At 72.0% G+C, this 21040-nt stretch carries 16 protein-coding genes and 1 riboswitch; of the genes, 13 read left to right on the top strand and 3 right to left on the bottom strand.

Annotated features, from left to right (window positions below):
• Positions 1–259 precede the first annotated feature (259 nt).
• From P3T39_RS15235 to P3T39_RS15200, 8 genes are all read left to right on the top strand, one after another.
• Positions 260–1186 (top strand): TetR family transcriptional regulator, encoded by a 927-nt coding sequence (locus P3T39_RS15235; protein ID WP_280698096.1) that lies wholly within the window; start codon positions 260–262, stop codon positions 1184–1186.
• A 342-nt stretch (positions 1187–1528) separates the two neighbouring features.
• On the top strand, positions 1529–2866 hold the full coding sequence (ccrA, locus tag P3T39_RS15230; RefSeq protein ID WP_280698095.1) for a crotonyl-CoA carboxylase/reductase: 1338 nt from the start codon (positions 1529–1531) through the stop codon (positions 2864–2866).
• Complete coding sequence (locus tag P3T39_RS15225; protein WP_280698094.1) at positions 2866–4908, top strand: protein meaA; 2043 nt, start codon at positions 2866–2868, stop codon at positions 4906–4908. Before ccrA ends, P3T39_RS15225 begins: the two co-directional genes overlap by 1 nt.
• A 23-nt stretch (positions 4909–4931) precedes the next feature.
• A complete protein-coding gene (locus P3T39_RS15220) occupies positions 4932–5894 on the top strand; it encodes a CoA ester lyase (protein WP_280698093.1) in 963 nt (320 codons plus the stop codon).
• A gap of 13 nt (positions 5895–5907) precedes the next feature.
• On the top strand, positions 5908–6411 hold the full coding sequence (locus P3T39_RS15215) for a MaoC family dehydratase (protein WP_030059972.1): 504 nt from the start codon (positions 5908–5910) through the stop codon (positions 6409–6411).
• Between the two features lie 151 nt (positions 6412–6562).
• Positions 6563–7765, top strand: a complete 1203-nt coding sequence (locus P3T39_RS15210; RefSeq protein ID WP_280698092.1) for an acyl-CoA dehydrogenase family protein — start codon at positions 6563–6565, stop codon at positions 7763–7765.
• Positions 7766–8364: 599 nt separating this feature from the next.
• Positions 8365–9054, top strand: a complete 690-nt coding sequence (locus tag P3T39_RS15205; RefSeq protein WP_280698091.1) for a phosphatidylserine decarboxylase — start codon at positions 8365–8367, stop codon at positions 9052–9054.
• A gap of 43 nt (positions 9055–9097) precedes the next feature.
• Positions 9098–9922: a CDP-alcohol phosphatidyltransferase family protein gene (locus P3T39_RS15200; protein WP_280698111.1), complete on the top strand. Its 825-nt coding sequence runs from the start codon at positions 9098–9100 to the stop codon at positions 9920–9922.
• A gap of 135 nt (positions 9923–10057) precedes the next feature.
• Here P3T39_RS15200 and P3T39_RS15195 read toward each other — a convergent pair whose 3' ends face one another.
• The 3 genes from P3T39_RS15195 to P3T39_RS15185 all read right to left on the bottom strand — a co-directional run bounded on the left by P3T39_RS15195 (position 10058) and on the right by P3T39_RS15185 (position 13806).
• Positions 10058–11560, bottom strand: coding sequence for a hypothetical protein (locus tag P3T39_RS15195; protein WP_280698090.1), 1503 nt, complete (start codon positions 11558–11560; stop codon positions 10058–10060).
• A 251-nt stretch (positions 11561–11811) separates the two neighbouring features.
• Positions 11812–12936, bottom strand: coding sequence for an alpha/beta hydrolase (locus tag P3T39_RS15190; protein WP_280698089.1), 1125 nt, complete (start codon positions 12934–12936; stop codon positions 11812–11814).
• A 174-nt stretch (positions 12937–13110) separates the two neighbouring features.
• A complete protein-coding gene (locus tag P3T39_RS15185) occupies positions 13111–13806 on the bottom strand; it encodes a helix-turn-helix transcriptional regulator (protein ID WP_280698088.1) in 696 nt (231 codons plus the stop codon).
• Positions 13807–14098: 292 nt separating this feature from the next.
• A riboswitch (cobalamin riboswitch) is annotated at positions 14099–14299 on the top strand.
• Between the two features lie 108 nt (positions 14300–14407).
• On the opposite strand from P3T39_RS15185, the gene P3T39_RS15180 reads away from it, so the two are divergent.
• The 5 genes from P3T39_RS15180 to P3T39_RS15160 all read left to right on the top strand — a co-directional run bounded on the left by P3T39_RS15180 (position 14408) and on the right by P3T39_RS15160 (position 21037).
• A complete protein-coding gene (locus P3T39_RS15180; RefSeq protein ID WP_280698087.1) occupies positions 14408–15367 on the top strand; it encodes a cobalamin biosynthesis protein in 960 nt (319 codons plus the stop codon).
• Between the two features lie 85 nt (positions 15368–15452).
• Positions 15453–16976, top strand: a complete 1524-nt coding sequence (locus P3T39_RS15175; RefSeq protein WP_280698086.1) for a cobyric acid synthase — start codon at positions 15453–15455, stop codon at positions 16974–16976.
• A 55-nt stretch (positions 16977–17031) separates the two neighbouring features.
• A complete protein-coding gene (locus tag P3T39_RS15170; protein WP_280698085.1) occupies positions 17032–19059 on the top strand; it encodes a putative cobaltochelatase in 2028 nt (675 codons plus the stop codon).
• Positions 19060–19062: 3 nt separating this feature from the next.
• Positions 19063–19668, top strand: coding sequence for a cob(I)yrinic acid a,c-diamide adenosyltransferase (gene cobO / locus P3T39_RS15165; RefSeq protein ID WP_280698084.1), 606 nt, complete (start codon positions 19063–19065; stop codon positions 19666–19668).
• 4 nt (positions 19669–19672) lie between these two features.
• A complete protein-coding gene (locus P3T39_RS15160) occupies positions 19673–21037 on the top strand; it encodes a cobyrinate a,c-diamide synthase (protein WP_280698083.1) in 1365 nt (454 codons plus the stop codon).
• Positions 21038–21040 lie beyond the last annotated feature (3 nt).

The raw sequence follows: 21040 nt of genomic DNA, 5'->3' as shown, positions 1-21040 counted from the left end.
GTGGACGCATGAGCGAGCGCAGCGGTGACAGGTGCGCACCGGGCGAGGCGAACTCCGAGCGCAGCGAGGTGGACGCATGAACGGCCCGCCCGCGTCCGCACCCCTCGGGGACGGGCGGCGGGACGTACCCGTACGGCCGGCCTGGGAGCCAGGGGCGGTCTCCGCCCGGTGGCCCAGGCCGACCGCGACCGGGCCGGTGCCGGCCGTGCGCCGCCCGAAGGCCGCTGGCACGGCTGCCGAGGCGTGTAGCGTGCCTGACATGGATCGGGATCAGTCACCGGTGGAGCAGTCGGCCCTCGAAGGGGCATTGGCAGAACGGGCGCTGGCGGCACAGTCGGCGGCGGGGCCATCGCCCGCCGGTCACCGCCGGGCGGCCGCGCAGCGGCAGCAGATGCGCCAGGATCTGGCCACGGCCGCCATGGAGCTGTTCGCCTCGCAGGGCTACGAGGAGACGACGGTCGATCAGATCGCCGCCGAGGCCGGTGTGGCCAGGCGGACCTTCTTCCGGTACTTCCGGTCCAAGGAGGAGGCGATCTTCCCGGACCACGACGACACCCTGGTCCGGGTGGCCGACCTGCTGGCGAGCGCCGAGCCGGACGAGCACCCGCTGGACGTGGTCTGCCGGGGCATCAAGGAGGTGCTGCGGATGTACGCCTCCACGCCCGGGGTCTCGGTGGCCCGGTACCAGCTGATCCGCCAGGTCCCGGCGCTGCGCGAGCGGGAGATCGCGGTGGTCTCCCGCTACGAGCGGCTGTTCACCCGGTACCTGCTGGGCCGCTTCGACGCGGCCGAGGAGATTCCGCCGGGCTGGCAGCGCGGCGGGGACGACGACTCGATGCTGGCGGAGGTGTCGGCCGCAGCGGTGGTCGCGGCGCACAACCACGTCCTGCGGCGCTGGCTGCGGGCCGGCGGCCACGGGGACGTGGAGGCGCAGCTGGACCACTCCTTCGAGGTCATCCGGGGAACGTTCTGGGCGACCGCCCCGCACGGGATGCGCAGGCGTGGGACGACTGTGGCACCCGGTGCCACTGATGACACGGTCTCGTCGCTGGAGGCGGCGGCGGTGAGCGCACTGAGTGCCAGCCCCGGCGGTGAGGTTCTCATCACAGTGGCCCGCACCGACGCCCCGCTGGACCTGGTGGTGGACCGCATCCGAGCCGCGCTGAGCGGTGCGGCCACGGGCTGATTCCACAGGTCAGAAGGGTTTTCCAGGCCCGCTCCGCAGTTGCGGGGCGGGCCTTTCCCATGCCTATCCACGGGTGGTCGAACGGGCGTCGCATTCACCTGAATTGATGACACCCAGTGTCTTTACGAGTGGCACAGGGTGCCACTAACTTGTTACCCACCAGTCGCGGCGCCGCGGCTCCCCACCTCGGCGCGCCGTGTCCGGATGCGACACCACCACCCGTCGCAGCCCGTACTTCTCGTTTCCACCCACCCTCAGACCGACAGCGAAGCCGGTGTCCGCTCCCGGCTCCCCCAGACGCCCTGTGCAGCCCCTCACACAGGTACGCCTTCGGAGGCAGCCATGAAGGAAATCCTCGACGCAATCCTCAACTCCGACAGCACCTCGGCGGACTTCGCCGCCCTCAAGCTGCCGGAGTCCTACCGAGCCGTGACGCTCCGCAAGGACGAGGAGCAGATGTTCGCCGGCCTCGACAGCCGCGACAAGGACCCACGCAAGTCCCTCCACCTCGACGAGGTGGCCCTGCCCGAGCTCGGCCCGGGCGAGGCCCTGGTCGCCGTCATGGCAAGCGCCGTGAACTACAACACCGTGTGGAGCTCGATCTTCGAGCCGGTCTCCACCTTCTCCTTCCTGGAGCGCTACGGCCGCCTGTCGCCGCTCACCAAGCGCCACGACCTGCCGTACCACGTCGTCGGCTCCGACCTCGCGGGCGTGGTGCTGCGCACCGGCGCCGGGGTCAACGCCTGGAAGCCCGGCGACGAGGTGGTCGCGCACTGCCTCTCCGTCGAGCTGGAGAGCTCGGACGGTCACAACGACACGATGATGGACCCGGAGCAGCGCATCTGGGGCTTCGAGACCAACTTCGGCGGCCTGGCCCAGCTGGCCCTGGTGAAGACCAACCAGCTGATGCCCAAGCCCGCCCACCTGACCTGGGAGGAGGCCGCCTCCCCCGGCCTGGTCAACTCCACCGCCTACCGCCAGCTGGTCTCGCGCAACGGCGCGGGCATGAAGCAGGGCGACAACGTGCTGATCTGGGGCGCGAGCGGCGGCCTCGGCTCGTACGCCACCCAGTACGCGCTGGCCGGCGGCGCCACCCCGATCTGCGTGGTCTCCAGCCCGCAGAAGGCCGAGATCTGCCGGGCGATGGGCGCCGAGGCGATCATCGACCGCAGTGCCGAGGGGTACCGCTTCTGGAAGGACGAGCACACCCAGGACCAGCGCGAGTGGAAGCGCTTCGGCGGCAGGATCCGTGAGCTGACGGGTGGTGAGGACGTGGACATCGTCTTCGAGCACCCCGGCCGGGAGACCTTCGGCGCCTCGGTCTACGTCACCCGCAAGGGCGGCACCATCGTCACCTGCGCCTCCACCTCCGGCTACATGCACCAGTACGACAACCGCTACCTGTGGATGTCGCTGAAGCGGATCGTCGGCTCGCACTTCGCCAACTACCGCGAGGCCTGGGAGGCCAACCGCCTGGTCGCCAAGGGCAAGATCCACCCGACGGTCTCCAAGGTCTACACCCTGGAGCAGACCGGCCAGGCCGCCCTCGACGTCCACCACAACAAGCACCAGGGCAAGGTCGGCGTGCTCTGCCTCTCCCCGCAGGAGGGCCTGGGCGTCCGCGACCACGAGCTGCGCGAGCAGCACCTGCCCGCGATCAATCGCTTCCGGGACATCTGATGGACGATCAGAAACGTGACCGTCCCTGGCTGATGCGCACCTACGCGGGCCACTCCACCGCGAGCGACTCCAACGCGCTCTACCGCCGCAACCTCGCCAAGGGGCAGACCGGCCTCTCGGTGGCCTTCGACCTGCCGACCCAGACGGGCTACGACTCCGACCACGTGCTCGCACGCGGCGAGGTCGGCCGGGTCGGCGTGCCGGTGGGCCATGTCGGTGACATGCGCACCCTGTTCGACGGCATCCCGCTGGAACAGACCAACACCTCGATGACGATCAACGCCACCGCGATGTGGCTGCTGGCGCTCTACCAGGTGGTCGCCGAGGAGCAGGGCGCCGACATCGCCAGGCTCACCGGCACCACCCAGAACGACATCGTCAAGGAGTACCTCTCGCGCGGGACGCACGTCTTCCCGCCCGGTCCTTCCGTGCGCCTGATCACCGACATGATCGCGTACACGGTCGCCCACATCCCCAAGTGGAACCCGATCAACATCTGCAGCTACCACCTGCAGGAGGCCGGGGCCACCCCCGTCCAGGAGATCGCGTACGCGATGTGCACCGCGATCTCCGTCCTCGACGCCGTCCGCGACTCCGGCCAGGTGCCGGCCGAGCGGATGGGCGAGGTGGTCGGCCGGATCTCCTTCTTCGTGAACGCGGGCGTCCGCTTCATCGAGGAGATGTGCAAGATGCGCGCCTTCGCCCGGCTCTGGGAGAAGGTCACCCGCGAGCGCTACGGCATCGAGGACGCCAAGCAGCGCCGCTTCCGCTACGGCGTCCAGGTCAACTCGCTCGGCCTGACGGAGGCCCAGCCGGAGAACAACGTCCAGCGCATCGTGCTGGAGATGCTCGCCGTCACCCTCTCCAAGGACGCCCGCGCCCGGGCCGTCCAACTGCCCGCGTGGAACGAGGCGCTGGGCCTGCCCCGCCCGTGGGACCAGCAGTGGTCGCTGCGCATCCAGCAGGTCCTCGCCTACGAGTCCGACCTGCTGGAGTACGGCGACATCTTCAACGGCTCCGAGGTGATCGAGACCAAGACCGCCGAGCTGCTCGCCGGGGCCGAGGCCGAGATCGCCAAGGTGCTGGAGATGGGCGGCGTGATTCCCGCCGTCGAGTCCGGCTACCTCAAGTCCAACCTGGTCGCCTCGCACGCCGCCCGCCGGGCCAGGATCGAGTCCGGCGAGGACAGCATCGTCGGGGTCAACTGCTTCGACACCACCGAGGAGAGCCCGCTCACCGCCGACCTCGACACCGCCATCATGGTGGTCGACCCGGCGTCCGAGCAGTCCGTCCTCACCGCTCTCCGGCAGTGGCGCGGTCTGCGCGACGAGGCCGCCGCGCAGGCCGCGCTGGCGGAGCTCAAGGCCACCGCCGCGACCAGCGACAACCTGATGCCCGCCACGCTCGCCTGTGCCCGTGCCGGGGTCACCACCGGGGAGTGGTCCTTCGCCCTGCGCGAGGTCTTCGGCGAGTACCGGGCCCCCACCGGCGTCGGCGGCGCACCGGTCGCGGTGACCGCCGAGCCGGGCGGCGAACTCGCCACCGTCCGCGAGGCGGTGGCCGCCACCGCCGCCGAGCTCGGCGTGGGAAACCTGCGCCTGCTGGTCGGCAAGCCCGGCCTGGACGGCCACTCCAACGGTGCCGAGCAGATCGCCGTCCGCGCCCGCGACGCCGGTTTCGAGGTGGTCTACCAGGGCATCCGGCTGACGCCGGAACAGATCGTCTCCGCCGCCGTCGCCGAGGATGTGCACTGCGTCGGCCTGTCGATCCTCTCCGGCGCCCACCCGGAGCTGGTTCCCGACGTTCTGCACCGACTTCGCCGGGCGGGGGTGGAGGATGTGCCAGTCGTCGTGGGTGGCATCATCCCGGCTGCGGACGCCGAGGTCCTGAAGGCCGCCGGAGTCGCAGCAGTCTTCACCCCGAAGGACTTCGGCATCACCACCATCATCGGCCGGATCGTGGACGAGATCCGGCTCGCCAACAGGCTCCAGCCTTGGGCCGCGACGCTGCACCGCATCGAGCAGCAGGCCGCGACCAGCTGATCCGGAAGGAACGAAATCCCCTCATGACCGCCGTCAACCGCCTCCGGCCCCGCCGTTCCTGTCTGGCCGTCCCGGGCAGCAACCCCCGTTTCCTGGAGAAGGCCCAGGGCCTCCCGGCCGACCAGGTCTTCCTCGACCTGGAGGACGCCTGCGCCCCGCTGGTCAAGGAGAGCGCCCGCCACAACATCGTGGACGCCCTCAACAACGGTGACTGGGGCAGCAAGACCCGCGTCGTCCGGGTCAACGACTGGACCACCCACTGGACGTACCGGGACGTGATCACGGTCGTCGAGGGCGCCGGGCCGAACCTCGACTGCATCATGCTGCCCAAGGTCCAGGACGCCACCCAGGTCAAGGCGCTCGACCTGCTGCTCACCCAGATCGAGAAGACCATGGGCTTCGAGGTCGGCCGGATCGGCATCGAGGCGCAGATCGAGAACGCCAAGGGCCTGGTCAACGTCGACGAGATCGCCGCCGCCTCCCCGCGCCTGGAGACGATCATCTTCGGCCCGGCCGACTTCATGGCCTCGATCAACATGAAGACCCTGGTGGTCGGCCAGCAGCCCCCCGGCTACCCGGCGGACGCCTACCACTACATCCTGATGCGCATCCTGATGGCCGCCCGCACCCACGACCTGCAGGCCATCGACGGTCCGTACCTGCAGATCCGCAACCCCGAGGGCTACCGCGAGGTGGCCGGCCGCGCCGCCGCACTGGGCTTCGACGGCAAGTGGGTCCTGCACCCGGACCAGGTCGCCATCGCCAACGAGGTCTTCTCCCCCACCCAGGAGGACTACGACCACGCCGAGCTGATCCTGGACGCCTACGACTGGTGCACCTCGGAGGCCGGTGGCGCCAAGGGCTCCGCGATGCTCGGCGACGAGATGATCGACGAGGCCAGCCGCAAGATGGCCCTGGTCATCGCGGGCAAGGGCCGCGCCGCCGGCTTTGAGCGCACCAGCAAGTTCGAGCCCCCGCAGGCCTAAGGAGCCCTTCACCATGCAGTTCGGACGCACCTACGAAGAGTTCGAGGTCGGCGCGGTCTACAAGCACTGGCCCGGCAAGACGGTCACCGAGTACGACGACCACCTCTTCTGTCTGCTCACCATGAACCACCACCCCCTCCACATGGACACCAACTATGCGGAGAAGACGACGGACTTCGGCAAGAACGTCGTGGTGGGCAACTACATCTACTCCCTGCTGCTCGGCATGTCCGTCCCGGACGTCTCCGGCAAGGCCATCGCCAACCTCGAGATCGAGTCGCTGCGCCACATCGCCCCGACCTTCCACGGCGACACGATCTACGGCGAGACGACGGTGCTCGACAAGTGGCCGTCCAAGTCCAAGGACGACCGCGGCATCGTCTACGTCGAGACCAAGGGCTACAAGCAGGACGGCACGGTCGTCTGCATCTTCCGCCGCAAGGTGATGGTGCCGACCGAGACGTACATCAAGGAGCGCGGCGGCGAGCAGCCCGGCCGGCCCACTCCCCTTTCCTGACCCTTCCTGACCCCGGAATTCCCTGAGACCCCGGAACGGGCAGGCCGCCGTCATCGGCCGAGCCCACCCCGGTTCACGGGGGCTCCACGGAAGTCACGCTTCGTGGAGCCCCCGCTCCCCCACCCTCTTCATGCATGACAGGAGCCGCACGATGGGACGCCTCGCACAGACCGACGGCCTTACCGAGATCCAGCGGGACATCCTCGCCACCGTGCGGGACTTTGTCGACAAGGAGATCATCCCGGTCGCGACCGAGCTGGAGCACAAGGACGAGTACCCGGCCGCGATCGTGGAGGGGATGAAGCAGCTCGGCCTGTTCGGCCTGACCATCCCCGAGGAGTACGGCGGCCTCGGCGAGTCGCTGCTGACCTACGCCCTGGTGGTCGAGGAGATCGCCCGTGGCTGGATGTCGGTCTCCGGCATCGTCAACACGCACTTCATCGTCGCCCACATGATCAATGCGCACGGCACCCAGGAGCAGAAGGAGTACTTCCTGCCCCGGATGGCCGCCGGCGAGATCCGGGGCGCCTTCTCGATGTCCGAGCCGGGTCTGGGCTCCGATGTCTCGGCGATCTCCACCAAGGGCGTCAAGGACGGCGACTTCTACGTCCTCAACGGCCAGAAGATGTGGCTGACCAACGGCGGCACCTCGACCCTGGTCGCCGTCCTCTGCAAGACGGACGAGGGCGCCTCGACCCCGTACCGGAACATGACCACCTTCCTGATCGAGAAGACGGCCGGTTTCGGCCCGAACCCGACGGTCCCGGGCCTCACCGTGCCGGGGAAGATCGAGAAGATGGGCTACAAGGGCGTCGACACCACCGAGCTGGTGCTCCAGGACGTCCGCATCCCGGCCGACCGGATCCTCGGCGGCGTCCCGGGCAAGGGCTTCTACCAGATGATGGACGGCGTCGAGGTCGGCCGGGTGAACGTCGCGGCCCGCGGCTGCGGCGTCGCGCGCCGCGCCTTCGAGCTCGGTATCTCCTACGCCCAGCAGCGCTCCACCTTCGGCAAGAAGATCGCCGAGCACCAGGCCATCCAGTTCAAGCTCGCCGAGATGGCCACCAAGGTCGAGGCCGCCCACCAGATGATGGTGATGGCCGCCCGTAAGAAGGACAGCGGCGAGCGGAACGACCTTGAGGCCGGAATGGCCAAATACCTCGCCTCCGAGTACTGCAAGGAGGTCGTGGAGGACGCCTTCCGCATCCACGGCGGCTACGGCTTCTCCAAGGAGTACGAGATCGAGCGCCTCTACCGCGAGGCCCCGATGCTGCTGATCGGCGAGGGTACGGCGGAGATCCAGAAGATGATCGTCGGCCGCCGCCTCCTGGAGGAGTACCGCATCTCGGAGTGAGCGCAGCCGGTGAGCGCCGGTGACTCCCGGTGGCCGGGTTCCGGCCATCCGTACCGGCGCTCACCGTGCAGCAAACGTAAGAGCCATGTGAAGGCCGGGGGCAGGCGTGCGGGCCCGCCTCTCGGCCACGCCGCGCCGCGCACTCCCCTGGCCTGGTCAGCCACCGGGGGCGGTACGGCGACCGGGGAAGGTCGTAGGGCGTGCACCGACCCGGTGCACGCCCTACGGCACATCCAAGCGCCGCCGACCCGCCCAGGCGGCCCTGAGGCCCCTTCGAGGGCCTTCCGCGGGCACTTTCGAGGCTCGGATCCCGCGGCTGACTGGCAGTCAGCCGGAACCCACCCCGCCACCCTTGTCCCGATTGAGACATGGGTCACGCGCCTCGTCCGACGCCTTGGGAACCACGCCGACCCGAGCTACGGTCGTACACATAGCAGGCACAGATCGGCGCCGCACCGGACTCCTGAACATGCAGGCGGCTTGCCCACCTACCGCCTGGTCCCGATAGCATCCACCGGGACAGTAGCCGTCCCCATCTCACTCGATCCCCGCGGTGGCCCCCGTCCAGCGGCCATGATCCCCCGCGACTAAGGTCTTCGATGCCCATCAGCCCGTCCCCTCACACCTCTGCTCCGGCCGGCGCCCTCGACGCCCCGGCGGACGGTCGGCGTCCCCGCGTGACCATCGCGCGCGGCGCCACCCCCTGGTTCGTCCCGACCCTGGCCACTGCCGCCCTCACCACCGCCCTCACCAGGCGGAACGGCAAGTGGGCCATGGCAGCGGTGCCGGCCTGCGCACTGAGCGCGGGCATGCTGTGGTTCTTCCGCGACCCGGAGCGCGAGATCGGCGCCGGCAGAGTGATCTCCCCCGCCGACGGTGTGGTGCAGAGCATCGACGCCTGGCCGGACGGACGTACCCGCGTCGCGATCTTCATGAGCCCGCTCAACGTCCATGTCAACCGCGCCCCACTGCCCGGCACGGTGACATCGGTCGAGCACATCGCCGGAGGCTACGTCCCGGCGTTCAACAAGGACAGCGACCGCAACGAGCGAGTCGTCTGGCATTTCGACACCGAAATCGGCGACATCGAGATGGTACAGATCGCGGGGGCCGTGGCCCGCCGTATCGTGCCGTACATGGACGCCGGGACCAAGGTCGAGCAGGGCGAGCGGATCGGGCTGATCCGCTTCGGCTCCCGCGTAGACACCTACCTGCCGGCCGGCGTCGAGGTCGGCGTCGAGGTCGGCCAGAAGACCACAGCCGGGGTGACGCGCCTTGACCGTGACTGATCCTGAGACTCTTGTCGGCTTGGGCGAGGAAGAGGAGACGGAGCTGCGCCGCCGCCGCTGGGCACGCGACCGCGAGCTGCGGGCTCCCCGCTCGCCGCAGCACCTGTCCACGGCCGACTTCCTGACCCTGGGGAACGCCGTCTGCGGCTTCATGGCGATCTATTCGATCACCACCGGAGTCCTGATGCCGCACATCATGGGCGAGTCCAGCTCGCCCGACAAGCACAGCGCGGCGACCGCCGTGACGCTGCTGCTGATCGGCTCGATGTGCGACCTGTTCGACGGCCTGGTGGCCCGCAAGCTGCGCTCCTCGGCGCTGGGTGCGGAACTCGACAACCTGGCCGACCTGATCAGCTTCGGCATCGCGCCGGCCTACTTCGTCGCGGTCTGGGGCATCGTCTCGCCGGACAGCAACCAGCAGCTCTCGGCGTTCATCGCGCTGACGGTGCTGCTCTCGGTGGTACTGCGGCTGGCCAGGTTCTCAGCCGTGAAGATGCGACCCGGTATCTTCCAGGGCATGCCGTGCCCGATGGGCGCGATGACGGTGATCGCGATCGTGCTGCTGGACCCGCCGATGCTGGTCGGCCTGCTGATGATCTTCGGCGTGGCCTACCTGATGGTCAGCCGAATCGAGTACCCGAAGCCGCAGGGCCTGCTGGCCACCGCGACGCTCTGCTGGATCGTGGTCTCCATCGGCTGCCTGGCGGCCTGGGCCGCCGGTCTGCCGGGCGGCGACACGCTGATGCACATCGGGGCGATCGCGCAGATCACGCTGGCCGCGATGGCGCCGCTGCTGGTCATCCGCCGCAAGGTGGGCCAGAAGGTCGGCGACGTCCGCGCCCGCCGCGCGGAGTCCCGCGGCTGCTGAGCACCAACCCCCGAAGGGGCCCGGATCCTGACACCAGGACCGGGCCCTTTCGCCATTCCCCTCGAAACCTTTCAGCAGAGCCCCGCGCCCCTCATCGGTTCCCGGTTGCGCTTATGGGCCCCCCGTTGCCAGGGGCTAGGCGCCGCCGCGGTGGACGCTGAAGGCGGAGCGGCGGGCCGCGCGGGCCACCGCCGGGTCGGGGTGGACCCCGGCGACGGCGGTGAGGACGGAGGCCGCCCTGGGGTGCCCGGACTGGCGGGCCCGGGTGAACAGCCGGACCGGTTCACCCGCCGAGGCGCCCTCGACATGCCCGACCAGCAGTTCGGTCTCGCCGTGGTCCAGGACCGCCGCGGCGGTGTCCACCCAGAGCCAGGCGGCATCGTCCGCGCCGAGGACATCGGCCGGGGAGACCCCCTCGTCCGACTGTTCGGCGAGCCAGAGGAGTGCGTACGGGCGCAGCACCGGCTCGTCCACGGCCGCCCTGACGGCCTGCTCGGCGGTACCCCCGGCGACCCTCAGCGCCTCGAAGGCGAGGCCGCGGAGCAGGGCGTCCTCGCCCCTGGCCGCGTCCAGCAGTTCGGCGACCGCACGGTCCACCGGGCGGGCGGCGACCCAGGCCCGGTACTCGGCGCGGGCGGGCCCCGGGGAGTAGTTGGCGCAGGCGTCCAGGAGTTCCAGGGCGCTCTGCTCGATGTGGCCTGCGGCGGTCTGGGCGACCGTGCAGATCTCCTCCAACTTGGCGCGTACCGCCCAGTGCCCGAGCGGGGAGAGCTCGGCGGCCTCGTCCTTGCGGTCGAGTGCGCCGACGGCGGCGAGTCCGTCCAGCATCCAGTCCAGGACCGCGGCGACGTCGGAGGGGGCGTGCGGGGTGTCGACCTGCGGCTCGCGGCAGGTGCCGCGGACGGCGGAGACGGCCGAGGCGGCGTGCGGGACCGGGGAGAGCGAGAGAGCGCCCGTACCGACGCCGTGGCGGCGCTCGTCCAGGCCGCGCCGGAGCAGTTCCAGCAGCTCGCTGTCGGCGACCGGGCCGTCCACCAGGTGCAGGAAGGACAGCAGCTGCGGTGCCTGGTCGACGGCCTGACCGGCCAGCACGGCGAAGACTCCGCGCATCGCGGCGGGCGGGACGGGCGCGACCAGGGTCCAGGAATCGAACAGGGCGGCCCAGCCGCGGATCACGGCCTCGTCGTCGTGCTCCCAGGCGTGCAGCCGCCAGCCGGGGCCCGCGCCTCCCTCGCGCGGTTCGACCAGGCCGACCAGCAGGGCCTGGCCCCATGCCTTGGCGGCGGCGCCCACCGTCATCGCCAGCGCTCGGCCGGCGGCCCGGGCGTCGTCGGGGAGCAGCTCGCCCCGGCGGTCGACCTTGTCAAGTTCACCCGCCCAGCGCGCGATCCGTACCGCGTCCACGAGCATCCGCCGGGCCAGCGGAGCGAGCTCCGCCGGTGCGGGGAAGCCATCGGGTACGGGCACCCTTCCGCGGCCCGGCTTGGGGGCCGGGGTACGGCGGCGGGCTGCTGCTGGGTGGCCGGGGTGCGCGCCGTCGGCGCGGCGGGCCGCACCGGGCAGACGGGTCACCGTCGCACCGGTACCGATCGTCGGCTGGAGCGGGGCATCACGGTCGCGCGGGTTCCGAGACGTCACGCCGTGCAGTCTTCCCCGTGCACCGGCCTTCTGTCACATCGGGTTCGGCGCGTCTTTCGCCGCCCGGGCCCGTGGGACGGAAGAGATGGGGCAACAGCCCTCAAACCGGGCCTGAACGTTTGAATGGTTGGCTTGATTCGCATGTCATGGACGCCACAGAACGGCCATTGGGGCCACCCGGTGCGGGGCAACCGGAAGCCGTCCGATGATCGAATATCGTGACAGATTGCCTACACAGAGTGACCACGCTCTCAGAGCAGCGGGACGAGCCAGCGGCGCAGGGTCTCGGCGTAGCCGTCCGGGTCCGCGTTCCACAGCTGGGCGTGTTCGGCGCCCGGAATCTCGTGCAGGCTGACCAGGTCGACGCGCCGGTCGGCGAGACGGCGGGCGGCCGCGATCGGGGCGATGCCGTCCGCCCGGCTGCCCAGCAGCAGGGTGGGGACGTGCAGGTCGGTGCCGTCCGCAAGGCGGGCGAAACCGGCCAGATCCACCTTGGTGCGGCCCTCGGCCGCGAGTGCGGCCAGCTCGGCCAGCACGCTCGGGATACCCGCGCGGACGCTCTCCCGCCGGACGCTGGCGGACCAGTCGATCACCGGGGAGTCCAGCACCAGTCCGCTGACCGACTCCCGCCAGGCGGAGCGGGCGGCCGTGTGCAGGCACATCGTGGCGCCCAGCGACCAGCCGTACAGGATGACCCGGCCCGCGCCGCCCTCCAGGGCGAGCCGGATCGCCGACTCGACGTCCCGCCACTCGGTCTCACCGAAGTGGCCGAGCCCGTCCGGCGAGGCCGGGGCTCCGGCGTCGCCCCGGTAGGTGACGGTGAGCGTCGGCAGCTTCAGCCCGTGCAGCAATGGGAGCACGGGCAGCGCCTGGGTGCGGTCGGCGCCCGGTCCGTGCACCAGGATCACCCAGGTGCCACGCATGCCGGGGACGTACCAGGCGGGCAGCAGTCCGAGTTCGCCCTCGGCGGCGGTTTCGGTGAAGGCGAGGCCGAGCGCGGAGGCCGGGTCGCCGATGTGGACCCGGGGGGTCAGCTCGACCTCGGTGCCGACGCCGAGGGTGCCACTGTCCGTGCGTTCCAGAACCCGGGTGACGGTCTGGATGTCGGTGCCGAGGACCTTGCCGACCACCGCATGTCCGCCGCTGGGCCATTCGAGCGCGTACCGGCCTGGCCGTATGGTCTGCGGGGCACGTGTGAGGGTGACCTGCCCGGCGGCCAGGCCGTGTACCCGCAGCCGGGCGCCCGCGCCCGGCTGCGCGGGCCCCGGCCGGACCATCCGTTCGGACGCCTTGCGCCCGAGCAGTACGGCGGCCACCCCCGCTCCGATGGCTCCGACGGCGGTGGCTGCCGTGACGGCGACGGTTCCCCAACGCATGGCGCTCCCCGGTGTGCTGGACGCGACGGTGGCGTGTCGGACAGGACAGTGCCTCCCAGTCCACTCCCCGCGCCGCGCACCTGCCACCGGGGCGGGTCCGTCCGGGCCGCGCACCGCCCCGGGCACAGGCCCTGTGGCCGGGGCGGTGCGAGACCCTCCGGCAATTGGGGGGTCTCAGACGGGGATGTCGGTCGGGTGCCGGGAGAGCAGCTCCCAGAAGCGGTCGGCGAGTGGCTGCTCCGGCTGCCGTTCCGCCGGCCCCGGCTCCGAGGCGCCCCAGTGCATCGGCACCCGGTGGTCGTTCTGCAGCTGCGCGAGCACTTCGGCCAGGATCTCACCGGGCACCGGCACCAGTCGGGCGACCGGCTTCAGCTGGCCCTGCCAGCGGCCGTCCACGCACTGGCGCAGACGCCGGTCGAGCTCCTCCTGACGGTCGGTCACCACGAGCAGGGTGCGCAGCCCGAGGCCGAGCACCCGGGCGAGTTCGCGCGCCTGCTCCTCGTCGCCGGTCCACCTGCCCGTCGCCTCGGCCCGCTCGTACGCCGGCAGGGCCATCCCGATCCGGCGGGCCGTCTGCTCCTGGCCGAGCTCCCTGGCCACCCTGAAGTCGCGCAGGGTGGCGGGGGAGGCGCCCATCAGCTGGGCGGGCGGGCACCACAGGGCGCGCGACAGGGCGATGAACTCCTCTTCGGAGGGCCGGATCTCGCCGGCCTCCCAGCCGATCACATGGGCGGGAAGCAGCCGGATACCGTGCGCGGCCATGCCCTCGGCCACCTGTGCGGGGGTCAGGCCGAGCCCGGTGCGGTGGGCCCGTACGGCCGTCGGGGAGAACGGCACGGGCGGTGGGGAGGGCGGCTGTCGGCGTCGCATGACACCCGACCGTAGGTGTGGTCACATTTCGTCCACATCCCGCCGATTGCACGAAGTACCGGCGACCGCCCGGAGTTGGCACTGGAGAGTCCTACAGTCCGGGCCGTTTCGATCGGCCCGGCAGTCGGATGTAGTGACGGGACCTCGACACTCCGCACAGCTACGCGGGTAGTGCGCGGCGGTCGCCGAGGTCCGGTCGGCCGGGACCCCCGGCGCGCTCCCGCGCGGCGGGCATCCGCAGGTGAGCGGGGTGGCGGCTGTGACCAAGCCCTCCGCGCGCTTTGTTGACTCCCGGTCGAGCACCGTGATGGGATCCTTCAGCCAAACGGAGGCATGGAGAGGAAGCCGGTGCGAGTCCGGCGCGGTCCCGCCACTGTCACCGGGGAGCACGCTCGAAACATGGTCACGGCGGCCCGTTCGTACGGCCGTTGGAAGGCCCGAGGGTGTGTCCGCCCCGGAAGCCAGGAGACTCTCGCCTTCCCGTACGTCGATCCAGGGCGCGGACCCTGAGTGAGGACACGCACGCCATGCAGGCTGCCCCGGCCCCGATCCGGCCGCCGTTCCGAGCCCTGGCCATCCCTGCGCCCGTGCCGTGCCTCGGTTGAACCGCACTGTCGCCTTCGCGCTGGGCGGCGTCGCCGGCTACCTCGCCGACGCCGCCTTCGCCGACCCCAGGCGTGGCCATCCGGTGGCCGTCTTCGGTACCGCCGCCGGCCGGTTGGAGCGGCGGCTGTGGCGCGACCGCCGTTCGGTGGGCGCCGCGTACACCGCCGCCTGCGTCGGCGCGGTCGCGGCCGGGGCGGTCCTGGCCGAGCGGGCGCTGGGGCGGAGCGGGGCCGGGCAGGCGGCGCTGGCCGCCGCCGCGACCTGGACGGTGCTCGGCGGGACCTCGCTCACCCGTGAGGCCAGGACCATCGGCCGCTCGCTCCAGGCCCACGACCTGACCGCCGCCCGGGAGCGGCTGCCGCACCTGTGCGGCCGTGATCCGAGCACGCTGGACGAGCGGCAGATCGCCCGCGCCGTGGTCGAGTCGGTTGCCGAGAACACCGCCGACGCCGTGGTCAACGCGCTGGCCTGGGGCGCCCTGGCGGGCACACCCGGGCTGCTCGCCTTCCGGGCCGTCAACACCCTGGACGCGATGGTCGGTCACCGTTCACCGCGCCATCTGCGCTTCGGCTGGGCCTCGGCCCGGCTGGACGACGTTGCCGGCTGGCCCGGCGCCCGGCTGACCGCCCTGCTGGCGGTGGCCGCCGCGCCCGAACCCGCCACGGCCTGGCGGATCTGGCGGCGGGACGGCTCCGCGCACCCGAGCCCCAACGCCGGGCAGGCCGAGTCCGCCTTCGCGGGAGCTCTCGGCGTACGGCTGGGCGGCACCCTGAACTACGGCGCGCGGGTCGAGCACCGGCCGGTGCTCGGCGCGGAGTTGAGGCCGGTGGCGGTCGACGACATCGAGCGGGCCTGTGTGCTCTCCCGCCGGGTCGGCGGCCTGGCACTGGCCGTCACCCTGGGCGGGCGGATGCTGTGGGCCTGGCGGCGGTCTGCCGGGCGGGGACGGGTATGACGGGCATCGACCGGACGGCAGATCGGGCGGCACATCGGATGGTTCGCACGACGCACACGGCGGACGAGGGACGGGGCGCAGAGGGATGAGCGGGGCACTGCTGGTCGCGGGGACGACCTCCGACGCGGGCAAGAGCGTGGTCACGGCGGGCATCTGCCGCTGGCTGGCCCGACAGGGTGTCAGGGTCGCGCCGTTCAAGGCGCAGAACATGTCGCTCAACTCCTTCGTGACCGCCGACGGCGCCGAGATCGGCCGTGCGCAGGCCATGCAGGCGCAGGCCGCGCGCATCGAACCGGAGGCGGCGATGAACCCGGTGCTGCTCAAGCCCGGTGCCGACGGCCGCAGCCAGGTCGTCCTGCTCGGCCGCCCGGTCGCCGAGGTCGGCGCGCTGGACTACCGCGAGCGCAAGCCCGTCCTGCTGGAGCGGGCCCTGGAGTGCCTGGCCGACCTGCGCAGCCGGTACGAGGTGGTGGTCTGCGAGGGGGCCGGCTCCCCCGCCGAGATCAACCTGCGGGACCGGGACATCGCCAACATGGGCCTGGCCACCGCCGCGAGGCTGCCGGTGGTGGTGGTCGGCGACATCGACCGGGGCGGGGTCTTCGCCGCGATGTACGGCACGCTGGCGCTGCTCTCGGCCGAGGACCAGCGGCATGTGGCCGGCTGGTTCGTCAACAAGTTCCGGGGGGATGCGCGACTGCTCGCGCCGGGCCTGGAGATGCTGCACCGGCTGACCGGCCGTCCGGTGCTCGGCACGCTGCCGATGCTGTCCGGGCTGTGGCTGGACGCCGAGGACTCGCTGGACCTGACCACCGTGGTGGACCGCGCCGAGGCCCGCGGCCCGGTCGGGGCGGACGTACTGCGGGTGACCGTGGTGCGCTTCCCGAGGCTGTCCAACTTCACCGATGTGGACGCCCTGGCGCAGGAGCCGGGTGTCCTGGTCCGCTGGGCGACCAGGCCGGAGGAGCTGGCCGACGCGGACCTGGTCGTCCTGCCAGGGACCCGGGCCACCGTCGCCGACCTGGCCTGGCTGCGCGAGCGCGGCCTGGAGTCCGCGCTGAAGGCCCGGGTGGCCGCCGGGCTGCCGCTGCTCGGGGTCTGCGGCGGCTACCAGATGCTCGGCCGCGAGATCGTGGACGAGATCGAGTCCGGGGCTGGTGTGGTCGAAGGGCTCGGGCTGCTGCCGACCCGGGTGGTCTTCGGACGCGAGAAGGTACTGGCCCGGCCGGTCGGCGAGGCGTACGGCGAACGGGTCGAGGGGTACGAGATCCACCACGGGGTGGTGAGCGTCGAGGGCGGGGAGGCGTTCATCTCCGATGACCGTGGGCGCAGTCTGGACGGCTGCCGCCTCGGCTCGGTCTGGGGCACCACCTGGCACGGCGCGCTGGAGAACGACGGCTTCCGCCGCGCGCTGCTGCGCGAGGCCGCCGCGCTCTCGGGACGGGCGTTCGTACCGGCGCCCGGCACCTCCTTCGCGGCGGCCCGCGAGGACCGCCTCGACCGGCTCGGCGACCTGATCGAGGAGCACGCGGACACCGACGCGCTGTGGAAGCTGATCGAGGGCGGGGTGCCGGGCGACTCGCTGCCCTTCGTACCGCCGGGAGCACCGTGAACACCGTGATGGCCACTGCCGTGGGCACCGTGAACTTTGGAGAGTGGCAAAGCCGATGAGTGACGTCCGATACCCCTTCACCGCGATCGTCGGCATGGCCGACCTGCGGCTCGGGCTGCTGCTCAACGCGGTCTCCCCGGCGGTGGGCGGCGTGCTGGTACGCGGCGAGAAGGGCACCGCGAAATCCACCATGGTGCGCGCCCTCGCCGGGCTGCTGCCGACGATTGCGACCGTGCCCGGCTGCCGGTTCGCCTGCGACCCGGCAGCGGTGGACCCGCAGTGCCCGGACGGACCGCACGAGACGGCCGCCGGCGAGGAGCGCGCGGCGCACCTGGTGGAGCTGCCGGTCGGCGTCTCCGAGGACCGGATCGTCGGCTCGCTGGACCTGGAGCGGGCACTGGCCGAGGGCGTCAAGGCGTACGAGCCCGGGCTGCTGGCCAAGGCCCATCGCGGCGTGCTCTACATCGACGAGGTCAACCTGCTCCAGGACCATGTGGTCGACCTGCTGCTGGACGCCGCCGCGATGGGCAGGTCGTACGTGGAGCGCGAGGGCGTCTCGGTGCGGCACGCAGCCCGGTTCCTGCTGGTCGGGACGATGAACCCGGAGGAGGGCGAGCTACGCCCGCAGCTGCTCGACCGCTTCGGCCTCACGGTGGAGATCGCCGCCACCCGCGACCCGGACGAGCGCGCCGAGGTCGTCCGCCGTCGGCTCGCCTACGACGCCGACCCGGCCGGTTTCGCCGTGCGCTACCGCGCGGACGAGCTGGCGCTGGCCGAACGGATCACCGCAGCACGCCAGTTGCTGCCCCAGGTGGCGCTGACCGATGTGGCGCTGCGTCAGATCACCGCCGTCTGCGCGGCGTTCGAGGTGGACGGCCTGCGGGCGGACATCGTGATGGCCCGGACGGCGGTCGCACTGGCGGCCTGGGAGGGGCGGACGGAGGTACTGGAGCAGGACGTCCGCAAGGCCGCCCAGCTGGCCCTGCCGCACCGCCGTCGGCGCAACCCCTTCGACGCGCCGGGGTTGGACGAGGACCAGCTGGACCAGACGCTTGCGGAGCACTCGCAGCCCGATGATGGCCCCGAGGACGACGGCCCCGAAGGGGACGGTCCGGGGGACGGCGGCGGCGGTCCGGACGGTGGCGGTGCTCCCGAGCCCTCGGGTGACGCCCCCGACGGCAGCGCCGCCGGCGAGCCCGAGGCGAACGTGCCCCCGCAGGGATCCGGCGGTTCGAGCAGGGCACCGGTGGCCTCGGCCGGGGATCCCTACCGCACCAGGCTGTTCAAGGTGCCCGGCACCGGGAAGGGCGCCCAGGGCCGCCGCTCCCCCGCCGAGACCGACGGCGGGCACACCGTCCGGGCCCGGCGCCCGCAGGGCAGCCTGACCCGGCTGCACCTGAGCGCCACCCTGCGCGCCGCCGCCCCGCACCAGGTGGCGCGGGGCCGCGACTCACGCGCCCTCGTACTCCACCGGGACGACTTCCGCGAGCAGGTGCGCCAGGGACGGGAGTCCAACCTGGTGCTGTTCGTGGTGGACGCCTCCGGGTCGATGGCGGCGCGGCAGCGGATGACGGCGGTCAAGGGCGCCGTGATGTCGCTGCTGATGGACGCCTACCAGCGCCGCGACAAGATCGGCATGATCACCTTCCGGGGCGCGACGGCCGAGTTGGCGCTGCCGCCGACCTCCTCGGTGGAGGTCGGCGCCGCCCGGCTCGAACAGCTGCCGACCGGCGGCCGGACCCCGCTCGCGGCCGGGCTGCTGCGCGCGCACGAGGTGCTTCGGGTGGAGCGGATGCGCGACCCGCACCGCCGTCCGCTGCTGATGGTGGTCACCGACGGCCGGGCCACCGGCGGGCGCGACGCGCTCGCCCAGGCCGGGCGGGCGGCCGGACTGCTGGCCGGGCAGGGCCTGGCGAGCGTGGTCCTGGACTGCGAGTCCGGTCCTGTCCGGCTCGGCCTGGCCCGTACGCTGGCGACGCAACTGAACGCCCCCGCCGTGACCTTGGACGAGCTGCGGGCCGAGGGTGTCACCGCGCTGGTCCACGCGCACCGATCTGCCGGCCACGACCGAAAGGCAGCCTGAACCATGCCGAAGGGCATCCCCGAGTCCGTCCCCGACGACGGCCTGACCACCCGGCAGCGCCGTACGCTGCCGATCACCGCCGTGCACACGGGCCCGGGCAAGGGCAAGTCGACCGCCGCCTTCGGGATGGCGCTGCGGGCCTGGAACCAGGGCTGGTCGGTCGGAGTGTTCCAGTTCGTCAAGTCCGCCAAGTGGAAGGTGGGCGAGGAGAACGCGCTGCGCGTGCTCGGCGCCTCCGGCGAGGGCGGCACGGTGGACTGGCACAAGATGGGCGAAGGCTGGTCCTGGGTGCAGCGGTCCGCCGAGATGGTCGAGTCCAGCGAGGAGGCGGCGAAGGAGGGCTGGGCGCAGATCAAGCGCGACCTGGCCGCCGAGCGCTACCGCTTCTACGTGCTGGACGAGTTCACCTACCCGATGCACTGGGGGTGGATCGACGTGGACGAGGTGCTGGCCGTCCTGAAGGACCGCCCCGGCAGCCAGCACGTGGTCATCACCGGCCGCTACGCGCCCGAGGCGCTGACCGACTTCGCCGACCTGGTCACCGAGATGACCAAGGTGAAGCACCCCATGGACGCGGGCCGCAAGGGCCAGCGCGGGATCGAGTGGTAAGTCCTTGAACGTTCCCCGTCTCGTCGTCGCCGCACCGTCCTCGGGTGCGGGCAAGACCACCATCGCCACCGGGCTGATGGCCGCGCTCAGCGCCCGGGGCCTGGCGGTCTCGCCGCACAAGGTCGGCCCCGACTACATCGACCCCGGCTACCACGGCCTGGCCGCCGGCCGGCCGGGGCGCAACCTGGACGCGTACATGTGCGGGCCCGAGCGGATCGCCCCGCTCTTCCTGCACGGTGCCGCCGGGGCCGATGTGGCGGTGGTCGAGGGCGTGATGGGGCTGTTCGACGGCGCGGCCGGGCGGGGGGAGCTGGCGTCCACGGCGCACGTGGCGAAGCTGCTGCGGGCACCGGTGGTGCTGGTGGTGGACGCCTCCTCGCAGTCCCGGTCCGTGGCCGCGCTGGTGCACGGCTTCGCCTCCTGGGACCCTGAGGTCCGCCTCGCCGGGGTGATCCTCAACCGGGTCGCCTCGGACCGGCACGAGCAACTGCTGCGCGAGGCCCTGGAGGAGGGCTCGGGTGTCCCGGTGCTCGGCTCGGTGCGGCGTACTGCCGCCGTGGCCACGCCCTCGCGGCACCTGGGCCTGATCCCGGCCGTCGAGCGCTCGGCACAGGCCCTGCAGGCCGTCCGTGACATGGGCGAACTGGTCGCCGCCTCGGTGGATCTGGACGCGCTGCTGGAGCTGGCGCGCAGCGCGCCCCCGCTGGACGCCGAGCCGTGGTCGGCGGCGGCCGAGGTCGCCGAGGTCGCCGGGCGGCCGAGGATCGCGCTGGCCTCCGGCGCCGCGTTCTCCTTCTCGTACGCGGAGAACGCGGAGCTGCTGACGGCGGCCGGGGCCGAGGTGGTGCCGTTCGATCCGCTGCACGATGCCGAACTCCCCGAGGACTCCTCGGGGCTGGTGATCGGCGGCGGCTTCCCCGAGATGTACGTCGCCGAGTTGAGCGAGAACGCCTCGCTGCGCACCTCGATCGCCGCGCTCGCCGCCTCGGGTGCTCCGATCACCGCCGAGTGCGCCGGACTGCTCTACCTGGGGCGGGAGTTGGACGGTAGGCCGATGTGCGGGGTGCTCGACAGCGCCGCCCGGATGACCGAGCGGCTGACCCTCGGCTACCGCGAGGCGGTGGCCATCGGCGACAGCGCGCTCGCCCCGGCGGGCGCGCGCGTGCGGGGGCACGAGTTCCACCGCACCGTCTGCGAGCCCGGTTCGGGACCGCAGCCCGCCTGGGGCTGGCGCGGGCCCACCGGGCCGCGTACCGAGGGCTTCGTCGCCGGTTCGGTGCACGCCTCCTACCTGCATCTGCACTGGGCCGGGGCACCGGAGTTGGCCGAGCGGCTGGTCCGTGCGGCGGCCGAGCACCGACAGGGCTGACAG

The sequence above is a fragment of the Kitasatospora sp. GP82 genome, assembly GCF_029892105.1.
GTDB lineage: Bacteria > Actinomycetota > Actinomycetes > Streptomycetales > Streptomycetaceae > Kitasatospora.
The sequence above is the reverse complement of the archived record's forward strand: the minus strand, read 5'-3'. Positions and strand labels throughout refer to the sequence as shown.

What these genes read in the sequence shown, in the direction of transcription:
- cobO (WP_280698084.1), top strand. Translation starts at nt 19,063, where the DNA reads ATGCCGAAGGGCATCCCCGAGTCCGTCCCCGACGACGGCCTGACCACC.
- P3T39_RS15220 (WP_280698093.1), top strand. Translation starts at nt 4,932, where the DNA reads ATGACCGCCGTCAACCGCCTCCGGCCCCGCCGTTCCTGTCTGGCCGTC.
- ccrA (WP_280698095.1), top strand. Translation starts at nt 1,529, where the DNA reads ATGAAGGAAATCCTCGACGCAATCCTCAACTCCGACAGCACCTCGGCG.
- P3T39_RS15190 (WP_280698089.1), bottom strand. Translation starts at nt 12,936, where the DNA reads ATGCGTTGGGGAACCGTCGCCGTCACGGCAGCCACCGCCGTCGGAGCC.
- P3T39_RS15235 (WP_280698096.1), top strand. Translation starts at nt 260, where the DNA reads ATGGATCGGGATCAGTCACCGGTGGAGCAGTCGGCCCTCGAAGGGGCA.
- P3T39_RS15210 (WP_280698092.1), top strand. Translation starts at nt 6,563, where the DNA reads ATGGGACGCCTCGCACAGACCGACGGCCTTACCGAGATCCAGCGGGAC.
- P3T39_RS15185 (WP_280698088.1), bottom strand. Translation starts at nt 13,806, where the DNA reads ATGCGACGCCGACAGCCGCCCTCCCCACCGCCCGTGCCGTTCTCCCCG.
- P3T39_RS15215 (WP_030059972.1), top strand. Translation starts at nt 5,908, where the DNA reads ATGCAGTTCGGACGCACCTACGAAGAGTTCGAGGTCGGCGCGGTCTAC.
- P3T39_RS15175 (WP_280698086.1), top strand. Translation starts at nt 15,453, where the DNA reads ATGAGCGGGGCACTGCTGGTCGCGGGGACGACCTCCGACGCGGGCAAG.
- P3T39_RS15170 (WP_280698085.1), top strand. Translation starts at nt 17,032, where the DNA reads ATGAGTGACGTCCGATACCCCTTCACCGCGATCGTCGGCATGGCCGAC.
- P3T39_RS15205 (WP_280698091.1), top strand. Translation starts at nt 8,365, where the DNA reads ATGCCCATCAGCCCGTCCCCTCACACCTCTGCTCCGGCCGGCGCCCTC.
- P3T39_RS15225 (WP_280698094.1), top strand. Translation starts at nt 2,866, where the DNA reads ATGGACGATCAGAAACGTGACCGTCCCTGGCTGATGCGCACCTACGCG.